We start from the raw sequence: 11,088 nt of genomic DNA, 5'->3' as shown, positions 1-11,088 counted from the left end.
AACGGGTTAAGAAAATCCCAGTTAACAAAAAATAAATTTAAGGAAATTTATATTACATCCGGTTAATTTTTTGGGGGAGATAACCGGGATGTACGGATTCCTATCTACATGTTATAACATGTGGTATTAATCAGGGTCATCCTGGCGGCTGCTAGGCTTTTTGTGGTTGCACCTGCAATCCGTAAATATCTTTTAAGCGTAACAGGCAGAGCTCTTCATTTGATTTGGGGACACCGATCACCATTTCGCAGAATAGCTGGAGTTCCTGGGAAATAACGGTGCAGTTATTTTGCTTCACTGCCATCATTACATCGTTCATGATGGTATAGTCGAAGCTGAGATGATATTTTGCTTCTATATTTTTCTGGATCACGGGGATCAGCTGCAGCACCATGGCTGCGCTCATTTTATAGGCATTGATGAGCCCGGGTACGCCAAGCAGGCTGCCGCCAAAGTAGCGGACCACCACAATGAGCACATCCGTAATCTGCTTACTGTCTATTTGCCCGAGGATGGGTTTGCCGGCGGAACCGGAAGGCTCCCCGTCGTCGCTGGCGCGGAACTGCAAGCCGGCAGTACCAAGGCGGTAGGCGTAACAGTGATGGGTGGCCTTGGGGTGTTCTTTTTTCACTTCTGCCATACATTCCTTCACTTCTTCCGGCGATTTAACGGGAAATGCGTAGGCCAGGAATTTGCTTCCCCTGTCTTTAAATTCTGCTACAGCTGTTTTATCGATCGTAAAATAAACCTCCATCAAAATAATTTATACGCGTTTACAACTACGCGGGATAATAAAAATCAATACGGTCGCCCGCTACCTGCAGGCTGTGCGTGAGCGTGGCATTAGTGAGCACGGGTGCGGCGGGTCCTTCCGGCAATGTGCCTGTACCTGTTATCACCCGCGCTTCATCCCACAGGCCGGCTGCAATGAATTGCTGCAATGTGGCGCTGCCGCCTTCCACGAGGATGCTCTGGATCTGCCGCCGGTGCAGTTGTTGCATCAGCTGCGGCAGCAATGCAGCGCTGAAATCGAGCGGCAGGGTTTCGGTAAGGCCATGGGTTTCCGCAGCGGCTGCCGTGATAAAAATGGTAGGAATACTGCCATCCCATACATGATGTGAACGCGGCACCTGCAGGCGACGGTCTATGATAAGACGAACCGGGTCTTTCCCTGTCCACAGCCGGTTATTAAGCCGGGGGTTGTCGTTTACTGCCGTGCGGGTACCTGCCAGGATGCCCATTTCTTCGCTGCGCCATTTATGCACCAGGCGGTCGCTGTACTGGTTGGATATACGCACGGGCGCCCCGCCTGCCCCTGCGATCAGGCCATTACTGCTTTGTGCCCATTTCAGCACAATATAGGGCCGCTGCTGTTCGTGAAAGGTAAAAAAACGGCGGTTGATCTGACGGCATTCGGCTTCCAGCACACCTGTTTCCACCTGTACGCCTGCCTTTTCCAGTTTTTCAATACCTTTTCCGGCTACGGCGGAAAAGGTATCCACACATCCGATCACCACCTGTTTAATTCCCTGCGACACGATAAGATCCGCACAGGGCGGCGTTTTACCATGATGCGCACAGGGCTCCAGGCTTACATACATAGTGGCCAGCGGGATAAGCGAACGCTCCTCTTCCCCCACACTGTTCACACAGTTCACTTCTGCATGGGCCTGCCCGTACTGCCGGTGATAGCCTTCGCCGATAATACGCCCCTGGTGCACCAATACGGCGCCCACCATCGGGTTTGGCGCCACCCTGCCGGCGCCCATGGCGGCCAGCTCCAGGCAACGCTGCATATAAAATTCATTGAACGTGCTATTCATAATCACCGGACGAAATAATATTTTTGCAAATGTATCGTTTTTAACGAATGGAAAAAGCCGCCACTGGTCTGCATTTTTCCGCTTACATCTCTTAAACTGATTATATTGACTATACAAACGGCCTTTACCTATATTACAGGCGCCATCAGTGAACTCTATGATGAGCGGGAAGCCGCCAATATTGCCCATATCGTAATGGAATACCTAACGGGCATGAGTAAACTGGACCGGATTGTTCATAAAACAAAGATCCTTTCCCCCGATCAGAACCAACGGCTGAAACTAGCCATAGAAGCCTTACAGCGGCATGAACCGGTGCAATATATCAGCGGCAGCAGCTGGTTTTACGGCATGGAACTGATGGTAAATAAAAATGTGCTGATCCCCCGCCCGGAAACGGAAGAACTGGTGGAATGGGTGGTACATGATGCAGCGCACCGGCACAGGCTTCACCTGCTGGATGTTGGCACCGGCAGCGGATGTATTCCGCTGGCCCTGAAAAAATCCTTACCGGATGCACAGGTATCTGCCATAGATGTAAGTGAAGGCGCGCTGGAAGTAGCCCGCAGCAATGCCGCACGGCTACGGCTGGAAGTCAGTTTCCTGCATATGGACGCCCTGAACCCGCAACAAATGGCGGGCCTCCCGGAGTTTGACATGATTGTGAGTAATCCGCCCTATATCACGCAGAGCGAACAAAACGGTATGCAGGAATCAGTTTGGGGGTTTGAGCCCTCCCTCGCACTGTTTGTGCCGGATAACGACGCGTTGCTCTTTTACCGGCATATTTCCCAAATGGCCCATTCCAGGCTGGTTCCCGGCGGTACGCTCTATTTTGAGATCAACGAAGCACTGGGAAAGGAAGTAGTTGCACTGATGGAACAAACCGGTTTTACGGAAGTAATACTGAAGCAGGATATGTTTGGGAAAGACAGGATGGTAAAGGGCCGGAAGATATAAAACAACAAGACCTGGCGAGATCATATCGCCAGGTCCTGTTAAAAAGTTAAAGCATTATTACTTATGCGCAGTGGCCAGTACCACTTTGGCGCCCATCTCCCTGGCTACTTCCATCACACTCACCACATCTTCCACCGGCACAGATTTTTCTGCATTGATCACAATGGTGGGATCAATCTTTTCATTGCCGATAGAAGGCGCCAGCGCCTGTTTCAGGTGATCGAAGGTCACTTTGTTGGTGCCTACAAAAAACTCGCGTTTATCGTTAATGCTTACTACTACCGTTTGTTTCGACTTGGTATTGCTCTTGGCTTTGGGCAGCAACAGCTTAATCACGTTCGGATTGGCCAGGGTGGAAACGATCAGGAAGAACAGCAACAGGATGAACAGGATATCATTCAGTGCCGAGTTGTGCATTTCCACCTGCCTCTTATTTCGTCTGCGTAAATTCATGAGGGTGGTTTTAGCGGGTTGGTTCCTGCAGAATATCGATAAATTCAGCAGAAGCGCCTTCCATCTTGTTTACTACCTTATCTATCTGGGCATTGAGGTAACTGTAGCCAATGAAAGCCACGATACCGATAATTAACCCCGAAGCGGAGGTGATCATTTTTACATAGATACCGCCGGCAATGGTGCCCAGTGTAATATCTGAAGTGATGGAGATGTTGAAAAAGGTTTGGATCATACCTGCAATGGTACCAAGGAACCCGAACATGGGGGCGATACCGGCAATGATAGACAGGATCACCAGGTTCTTTTCCATCCGGTAAATTTCCAGCTTGCCCACATTTTCCATTGATTTTTCAATGTTCTCAATAGGCTTGCCAATACGCTGAATGCCTTTCTCGATCATCCGGGCAATGGGTCCGTAAGTGTTTTTGGCCAGCGATCTGGCGGACTGCATATTACCGGAAGTGATCTGGTCGCGGATCATAGGCATAAAGTTATCAGGCAGCCGGCCGGCTTTACTGATGGTAATAGCCCTTTCCACGAATACATACACAGCTATCAGGGAGAGGATGCCTAAAGGGATCATCAGCACACCGCCCTTCATCAGCATATCTATGAGATGAATTTCCGGCGCCGGGGCGCCGTTGGCGGCAATGCCCTGAGCTACGGTATCTGCTTTAGGAAGTAAAAGAGAATCCTGTAATAATGTAATAAAACCTAACAACATGAACTATATTTTAACGGGTGCATAAGTAGATCACTACTATAAACGGTTAAAGTAATAAAATATTTGCTAATGTGCACTGCAATATTTTACGCCTTCTCTTCCCAAACCTGTGCCAGATACACAATTGTTTGCACCGCTTTCTGCATATCCTGTATGCTCACATATTCATGTTTGCTGTGAAGCGCCATTTCGCCCGTAAAGATATTGGGGCAGGGCAGCCCCATGAACGACAAACGGGAACCGTCTGTACCGCCGCGGATGCTCATTCTCAGGGGTTGCACACCCGCCCGGCGTATAGCTTCCGCTGCATGGGCGGTTACTTCCGGGTGGTTTACCAGCACCTCTTTCATATTGCGGTATTGCGCTGTTACTTTCAGGGTGGCTTTTACACCATGATACTTTGCCAGTACCTTATCCATGATCCGGCGCAGGAAGGTTTCATGCGCTTCCAGGTGAGCCGTTTCAAAATCGCGGATAATAAAGTCTATTTCTGTTTTTTCCACGGTACCCTGTATACGTACCGGGTGGATGAATCCTTCACGGTCGTCGGTCGTTTCAGGGGAAAGACTGTCTTTCGGTAACGCATCAACGATTTCACCGGCTATTTTAATGGCGCTTACCAGTTTATCCTTTGCGGCGCCCGGGTGCGCGCTGATACCATATACCGTAATTTTGGCGCCATCGGCGGAAAAATTTTCATCTTCCAGGGATCCCAGCTCACCACCATCCATGGTGTAACCAAAATCCGCCCCCAGTTTTTTCATATCCACTTTTTCCACACCGCGGCCTACTTCCTCATCGGGTGTAAACAGGATGCGGATCTTTCCATGCTTTACTTCCGGGTGTGTCATCAGGAAATTAGCAGCGTCCATGATCTCCGCCACACCGGCTTTATCGTCCGCTCCCAGCAGCGTGGTACCGCTGGCAGTAATAATATCATCGCCTTTTTTGCTTGCCAGGTAAGGATGTTCTTTTGCACTGATCACTACTGTTTCATCATCCGGCAGCACAATGTCGCCGCCATCATAGCCGCGATGTACAATGGGCTTCACGCCGGTACCGCTGCTGTCGGACGAAGTATCCACATGTGAACAAAAACAGATCACCGGTACTTTCTTATCTGTATTGGCCGGGATAGTGGCGTACACATAGCCATGTTCATCCAGTGCTGCATCGGTAATACCCATTTCCTGTAATTCTTTTACCAGCAGCCGGGAAAGGTCCTTCTGTTTTTCAGTGGTAGGAAAAGTGCTGCTCGTCGGGTCCGACTGTGTATCTATCTGTGCGTAACGCATGAAGCGTTTATCTACTGTATATGAGTAATTTGTAAACATATTGCAAACGTAAGGAAAAACAACTTCACACCCCTGCCGTAGATTATTCTGTTTTACCACCTCTCACAATATGATAAACAGTAAATTATTCTTTCAAATCGTCTTTTTATAAGACAAAAATCTAAAATTTCATCAAGGTATCGAACAAAGATGCAATAATGATAGGTTTGTGTAGAATAAAATACATCCTATATATGCTTACCAACATACCAGGCTATCCACGAATAGGTAGCCAGCGGGAGCTGAAAAAAGCCTGCGAAAACTACTGGGCCGGAAAAATTTCACTGGAACGTCTTGAACTAACGTCAAGGCAGCTACGAAAAGAGAATTGGAGCCTGTTACAGGAGGCCGGTATTGACCTCATCCCTTCCAACGATTTCTCCTGGTACGACCAGGTACTGGATATGTGCATCACCCTGGGGGTAATTCCTTCCCGCTTCAAAGCATTACAGCAAACATTTGCCAACCCAGCCTGCCCGGAGCTGTATTTCGCCATGGCAAGGGGTTACCAGAAGAATAACTTTGATATTACCGCCCTGGAAATGACCAAGTGGTTTGATACCAACTATCATTACCTGGTACCGGAGTTTGAGCCGGGCCAGCAATACAGCTTACACCAGCCTGAATGTGTAGCCCAATTCAAAGAAGCACTGAGTGATGGTATCACTACCAAACCGGTACTGGTGGGGCCTGTTACCTTTATTCTATCAGGGAAAATAAAGGGAGATGACCTGACACATTCCCTGCTGCTGGAAAAACTGCTCCCCGTATATATTGAACTGTTAAGGTCCCTTCAACAGGCGGGCGCCAGCTGGATACAGCTGGATGAGCCCTTCCTGGTGACCGACCTGGACCCCGCCACCAGAGACCTTTACCAGGCCGCATACACCGCTGTAAGCCAGGCATTGCCTTCCCTGAAAATATTACTGACCACTTACTTCGGAGGACTGGAAGATAATACCAGCCTGGCTTTGGAGCTTCCCGTACAGGCTGTGCACATCGACCTGGTAAGGGCTCCGGAGCAACTGGATACTGTACTGGCCGCATTACCGGCAGATAAATTATTATCGCTCGGCGTGGTGGATGGCCGCAATATCTGGAAAAATGATTACGCCGCCTCCTTGCAACTGATCAAAAAAGCTATACAACAGATCGGTGAAGAACGGGTACTGCTGGGCACTTCCTGCTCCCTGCTGCATGTGCCGTACAACCTGGAAAACGAAACCGCACTGGACCCGGAAATAAAACAATGGATGGCTTTCGCCAAACAGAAAGTAGCCGAAGTAACAGCGCTGAAACAAATCATCGGCGGCGACACTTCCCTGCTCAGCGACAATGAAGCCCTGATGAACAACCGCAGGATATCGCCCCGGATACATGTGCCGGAAGTGAAAGCCAGGCTGCAAAGCATTACCACTGCGGATACGCAGCGGCATAGCATCTTCCCCCACCGTCAGAAATTACAGCAATCGGTATTACAACTGCCTTTATTTCCTACCACTACTATCGGCTCCTTCCCGCAAACCACGGAAATAAGACAACTCCGCGCCGATCTGAAAAAAGGCGTCATCACTCCTGAAACCTATAACGCCGATATCCGCCAGGCCATTACAGAAACCATTTACCGCCAGGAAAACCTGGGGCTGGATGTGCTGGTGCATGGCGAGTTTGAGCGAAATGATATGGTGGAATATTTCGGCGAGCAGCTGGATGGATTTGTATTTACACAAAACGGCTGGGTGCAGAGTTATGGTACCCGTTGTGTAAAACCACCGGTTATTTTTGGAGATGTGCAACGGCCTGCACCCATGACCGTTGCCTGGAGCCGTTTTGCGCAGTCGCTTACCAACAGGCCTGTTAAGGGCATGCTCACCGGTCCGGTTACTATCCTGCAATGGTCGTTTGTAAGGAATGATCAGCCGCGTATGCAAACCGCCATGCAAATTGCCCTGGCTATCCGCGATGAAGTAAAAGACCTGGAAGATGCCGGCATCACCGTGATACAGGTAGATGAACCCGCGCTCCGGGAAGGTTTGCCACTGCGCAAAGCGCAACGCAGCGCTTATCTCAGCGAAGCGGTGAAAGCCTTCCGCCTGGCGGTAAGCACGGTAGATGACGCCACGCAGATACACACGCATATGTGTTACGCGGAGTTCAATGATATCATTGAACATATTGCTGCTATGGATGCAGATGTGATCACCATAGAAACATCGCGCTCACAAATGGAGTTGCTGGAAGCGTTTGCAGGCTTTAAATATCCGAATGAAACCGGCCCCGGCGTGTACGATATCCATTCGCCGAGAGTACCGGCAGTAGCGGAAATGGAGGCATTACTGCATAAGGCAGCGGCGCTGCTGCCGTTGCGTAACATCTGGGTAAACCCCGACTGCGGGCTGAAAACAAGGAAATGGCCGGAAACGGAAATGGCATTGCGTAACATGGTTACCGCTGCAAAAAATGTGCGGCTGGCTGTGGGCAGTTAGCACCATGCAATGTTGCATTGCATTTACCAAATGCCGCCTGAAATCCGTAATTTTAGGAATGGCATGTCATGAAACCGTATCCTGTCCGCGGTGCGAACGCACCTTCGAATGCCGCGTAGGCACAATCCTGCGCTGCCAGTGCCAGGATGTGGTGTTAACTGAAGAAGAACGATACTTTATACAGCAGCATTATAGTGGTTGTCTTTGTGCCGGTTGCCTGCGTGAAATGCAGGCTATTTACCGGCAGCCGGAGGCCTCTTCCTGAGCAGTATTCCCGGCAACCGGTTTTCCGCAAAGCTGGTTTACGCCATCTTCCCATCTCCCGGAAAAAAAATTACGGATGCAGGATAGTTTAAACAACTATGCTGCATCCGTAATAAAAAGATACCTGAATATTATACGATTTCAACCAGTTCGAGGTCAAAAACCAGGTCTTCGCCAGCCAGTGCGTGGTTAGCATCCAGGGTAATAAATTCGTCGCCGATAGCAGCTACTTTTACCTGGAAAACCTGTCCCTGTGGGTTGCTCATCTGCAGTTCCATACCTACTTCAGGATTCAGATCAGCAGGGATATTTTCTTTTGGAAAATCCATGATCATTTCATCGCTTTTGGGGCCATATGCCTGGTCAACAGGGATATGAATGGTTTTCTTGTCGCCAACTTTCATGTCCAGCACACCATTCTCAAAACCTTTGATCACCATGCCGGCGCCTACCTTGAATTCGAGCGGAGCTCTACCTTCGGAAGAATCAAAGGTAGTTCCATTCGTTAAACGGCCATGGTAGTGCACCTTTACTGTATCCCCGTTTTTAACAGTTTGCATAAATATTAATTGTTTAGTGTTAATAATTACGCGCAAGATACAAAAAGGAGCTATAATACCCGCTTTTTAAAGCTTTGCATTATCTTAACGGTATGAACCGTATTCTCCTCCTTTGCATCCTCCTGGCAGGATGCCTGTATGAAGCCTCCGCGCAGTACGCGGAACATGTATTACCTGGCGCCACACAAACCGCGCGTTACCTGCCATTGCTGAAAAACAAGCGGGTAGCTATGATGGTGAACCAAACCGCTACCATTGATAAAACACATCTTGTAGATACCCTATTGAAATTGCATGTAAAAATTCAAAAGATCTTCAGCCCGGAACACGGCTTTCGCGGCAATGCAGGGCATGGCGAAAAAGTAGCCAACAGCGTTGATTCCGCTACCGGTATTCCCATTGTATCGTTGTACGGACAGCACCGTAAAGCCACCGCAGCCGATCTCAAAGATGTGGATATCCTGTTGTTCGACATCCAGGATGTGGGCACCCGCTTTTTCACCTACATCTCTTCCCTGCAGGAGCTGATGGAATCGGCTGCGGAAAATAAAAAAACGCTGGTGATCCTGGACCGCCCTAACCCCAACGGCGACTATGTAGACGGTCCCATTCTCGATACCACTTACCGTTCCTTTATTGGCATGCAGCCCATTCCTGTAGTACATGGGATGACCGTTGCGGAATATGCCCGCATGCTCAACGGCGAACACATGCTCCGTAACGGCGTACACTGCGATCTTAAAGTGATCCCCTGTGAAAATTACAGTCATAAAACATTTTACCGCGTACCCATCAAACCCTCTCCCAACCTGCCCAATATGGCCGCTATTAACCTGTATCCCTCACTTTGCTTTTTTGAAGGCACAGCGCTTAGCCTGGGACGCGGCACAGATAAGCCTTTCCAGGTATACGGCTCACCTTCTTTTCCCAAACAGGGCTACTCTTTTACACCCCGCGCCAGCGCCATTAATCCAACCCCGGTGCTGAAAGACCAGCTCTGCTACGGCTTTGACCTGAGCAACGCACCGGAAGCCACACCCCATGCCGGCAGGAAAATTGAACTGAAATGGCTGCTGGATGCATATCGTATGTTTCCCGATAAATCAAAGTTCTTTATCCCTTTCTTCAGTAAACTGGCGGGTAACAACATCCTGCAGCAACAGATCGTAAAAGGACTTTCCGAAACAGAGATCCGCAAAAGCTGGGAGCCGGGTTTAGCGAAGTTTAAAGCTATCCGGGCAAAGTATTTGCTGTATTAAGTGTAAACTGTTCATAATAAAATAAAGGGAGATAAAAAGCGAGCAATAGCCTGCTTTTTTATCTCCCTTTGAGATTATCCCGGAGGCAGATCAAGTCCACCTCTGCTCCGCATCAAGTCCACCTTTAGTGCAACGCCCCTGTATGGGCTAAGCCACTCCTCTCCCCTGCCACGCTATATTTGAGGCGATTACCATCACATTCATTAAAATCGGCGAAAGGTCGTTATTTTTGCATCCTATGAGTAAAGATCTTCGCATTGTTTTTATGGGTACCCCTGATTTTGCAGTGGCCTCCCTGGATATACTGGTACAGAATGGATTTAATGTAGTAGGCGTGATCACTGCTCCCGACAAGCCCGCTGGTCGCGGTTTACAGCTGCAGCAAAGCGCTGTGAAACAATATGCAGTGAGTAAAGGACTAAAAGTGCTGCAGCCGGAGAAACTGAAAAACCCGGACTTCATCAGCGCTTTAAAGGACTTAAAAGCTGATCTGCAGGTGGTAGTAGCATTCCGTATGCTGCCGGAAATAGTGTGGAATATGCCGCCGGAAGGCACTATCAATGTACATGCATCACTGTTGCCCAACTATCGTGGTGCTGCGCCTATCAACTGGGCCATCATCAACGGTGAAAAAGCGTCTGGCGTTACCACTTTCAAGCTGCAGCATGAAATTGATACCGGCGACATTCTGTTCAGCGACGAAGTAGCCATCCGGGAGGATGAAACCGCCGGCGAACTGCACGACGCACTGATGCATACAGGCGCCCGTTTGCTGTTAAAAACGGTACAGGCCATTGCAGCCGGCAATGTAAAAGAAACGCCGCAGGCGCATATCCCCGCAGCCGACATTAAACATGCCCCCAAAATATTTAAGGAAACCTGCCAGATCAACTGGCAGCAACCAATAGATGATATCTACAACCTGGTACGCGGCCTGAGCCCCTATCCGGCGGCATGGACCCTTTTCCAGGGCAAAACCCTGAAAATTTACAAGGCCCGCAAAGAGCACACCAAGCCAGCCAAAGCACCAGGCGATTTTGACACTGACCAGAGATCTTACATCAGAATAGCGGCCCCCGACGGCTACCTTTACCTGGATGAGATCCAGCTGGAAGGCAAGAAGAGAATGGATGTGGAGGCGTTTCTGCGGGGTTACCGCTTTGCGTGAGAAAGCCTTCGGCTTTTGTCTTGGAACACTGATTTTGATGATTTCGCTGATTAC

The 11,088-nt window shown here is 49.3% G+C and carries 11 protein-coding genes; 5 read left to right on the top strand and 6 right to left on the bottom strand.

The features are described 5' to 3' along the window. Positions 1 to 151: 151 nt before the first annotated feature. Both VN105_RS22770 and ribD read right to left on the bottom strand, forming a co-directional pair. Positions 152 to 754, bottom strand: a complete 603-nt coding sequence (locus tag VN105_RS22770; RefSeq protein ID WP_325644531.1) for a YigZ family protein — start codon at positions 752 to 754, stop codon at positions 152 to 154. Between the two features lie 25 nt (positions 755 to 779). Next, positions 780 to 1,823 (bottom strand): bifunctional diaminohydroxyphosphoribosylaminopyrimidine deaminase/5-amino-6-(5-phosphoribosylamino)uracil reductase RibD, encoded by a 1,044-nt coding sequence (ribD, locus tag VN105_RS22765; protein ID WP_325644529.1) that lies wholly within the window; start codon positions 1,821 to 1,823, stop codon positions 780 to 782. A gap of 105 nt (positions 1,824 to 1,928) precedes the next feature. Between ribD and prmC the strand changes: the two genes are divergently transcribed. Then, positions 1,929 to 2,783 carry a peptide chain release factor N(5)-glutamine methyltransferase gene (gene prmC, locus VN105_RS22760; RefSeq protein WP_325644527.1) on the top strand — a complete coding sequence of 285 codons (855 nt, stop codon included), beginning with the start codon at positions 1,929 to 1,931 and terminating at the stop codon, positions 2,781 to 2,783. A 57-nt stretch (positions 2,784 to 2,840) separates the two neighbouring features. Here prmC and VN105_RS22755 read toward each other — a convergent pair whose 3' ends face one another. The 3 genes from VN105_RS22755 to pepT form a co-directional block, all read right to left on the bottom strand. Continuing rightward, positions 2,841 to 3,236, bottom strand: coding sequence for an ExbD/TolR family protein (locus tag VN105_RS22755; protein WP_079470398.1), 396 nt, complete (start codon positions 3,234 to 3,236; stop codon positions 2,841 to 2,843). A 10-nt stretch (positions 3,237 to 3,246) separates the two neighbouring features. Next, complete coding sequence (locus VN105_RS22750) at positions 3,247 to 3,963, bottom strand: MotA/TolQ/ExbB proton channel family protein (RefSeq protein WP_325644523.1); 717 nt, start codon at positions 3,961 to 3,963, stop codon at positions 3,247 to 3,249. 86 nt (positions 3,964 to 4,049) lie between these two features. Continuing rightward, complete coding sequence (pepT, locus tag VN105_RS22745; RefSeq protein WP_414647257.1) at positions 4,050 to 5,258, bottom strand: peptidase T; 1,209 nt, start codon at positions 5,256 to 5,258, stop codon at positions 4,050 to 4,052. A 233-nt stretch (positions 5,259 to 5,491) separates the two neighbouring features. Between pepT and metE the strand changes: the two genes are divergently transcribed. Both metE and VN105_RS22735 read left to right on the top strand, forming a co-directional pair. Continuing rightward, positions 5,492 to 7,783 carry a 5-methyltetrahydropteroyltriglutamate--homocysteine S-methyltransferase gene (gene metE, locus VN105_RS22740; RefSeq protein ID WP_325644519.1) on the top strand — a complete coding sequence of 764 codons (2,292 nt, stop codon included), beginning with the start codon at positions 5,492 to 5,494 and terminating at the stop codon, positions 7,781 to 7,783. A gap of 58 nt (positions 7,784 to 7,841) precedes the next feature. Next, a complete protein-coding gene (locus VN105_RS22735) occupies positions 7,842 to 8,048 on the top strand; it encodes a cysteine-rich CWC family protein (protein WP_325644517.1) in 207 nt (68 codons plus the stop codon). A 130-nt stretch (positions 8,049 to 8,178) separates the two neighbouring features. On the opposite strand, the gene VN105_RS22730 is transcribed toward VN105_RS22735, so the two are convergent. Then, the gene (locus VN105_RS22730; RefSeq protein WP_079470987.1) at positions 8,179 to 8,607 is read right to left on the bottom strand and encodes an FKBP-type peptidyl-prolyl cis-trans isomerase; all 429 of its coding nucleotides are present in this window, start codon (positions 8,605 to 8,607) and stop codon (positions 8,179 to 8,181) included. 92 nt (positions 8,608 to 8,699) lie between these two features. Here VN105_RS22730 and VN105_RS22725 point away from each other — a divergent pair, with 92 nt between their 5' ends. Next, entirely contained in the window at positions 8,700 to 9,866 is a 1,167-nt protein-coding gene (locus VN105_RS22725) for a DUF1343 domain-containing protein (protein WP_325644514.1), read from the top strand. A gap of 238 nt (positions 9,867 to 10,104) precedes the next feature. Then, the gene (gene fmt, locus VN105_RS22720) at positions 10,105 to 11,034 is read left to right on the top strand and encodes a methionyl-tRNA formyltransferase (protein ID WP_325644512.1); all 930 of its coding nucleotides are present in this window, start codon (positions 10,105 to 10,107) and stop codon (positions 11,032 to 11,034) included. The last annotated feature ends 54 nt before the right edge of the window (positions 11,035 to 11,088 follow it).

Origin of the sequence: Chitinophaga sp. (assembly GCF_035564935.1) — a bacterium.
In the GTDB taxonomy this organism is placed as follows: Bacteria; Bacteroidota; Bacteroidia; order Chitinophagales; family Chitinophagaceae; genus Chitinophaga.
Note: the sequence above shows the minus strand (reverse complement) of the source record. Positions and strands in the feature narration are given on the sequence as shown.

Excerpts from the sequence above, each read along its gene's own strand:
- VN105_RS22730 (WP_079470987.1), bottom strand. The coding sequence starts at position 8,607 with ATGCAAACTGTTAAAAACGGGGATACAGTAAAGGTGCACTACCATGGC.
- VN105_RS22770 (WP_325644531.1), bottom strand. The coding sequence starts at position 754 with ATGGAGGTTTATTTTACGATCGATAAAACAGCTGTAGCAGAATTTAAA.
- VN105_RS22755 (WP_079470398.1), bottom strand. The coding sequence starts at position 3,236 with ATGAATTTACGCAGACGAAATAAGAGGCAGGTGGAAATGCACAACTCG.
- VN105_RS22725 (WP_325644514.1), top strand. The coding sequence starts at position 8,700 with ATGAACCGTATTCTCCTCCTTTGCATCCTCCTGGCAGGATGCCTGTAT.
- metE (WP_325644519.1), top strand. The coding sequence starts at position 5,492 with ATGCTTACCAACATACCAGGCTATCCACGAATAGGTAGCCAGCGGGAG.
- fmt (WP_325644512.1), top strand. The coding sequence starts at position 10,105 with ATGAGTAAAGATCTTCGCATTGTTTTTATGGGTACCCCTGATTTTGCA.
- ribD (WP_325644529.1), bottom strand. The coding sequence starts at position 1,823 with ATGAATAGCACGTTCAATGAATTTTATATGCAGCGTTGCCTGGAGCTG.
- VN105_RS22750 (WP_325644523.1), bottom strand. The coding sequence starts at position 3,963 with ATGTTGTTAGGTTTTATTACATTATTACAGGATTCTCTTTTACTTCCT.
- pepT (WP_414647257.1), bottom strand. The coding sequence starts at position 5,258 with ATGCGTTACGCACAGATAGATACACAGTCGGACCCGACGAGCAGCACT.
- VN105_RS22735 (WP_325644517.1), top strand. The coding sequence starts at position 7,842 with ATGGCATGTCATGAAACCGTATCCTGTCCGCGGTGCGAACGCACCTTC.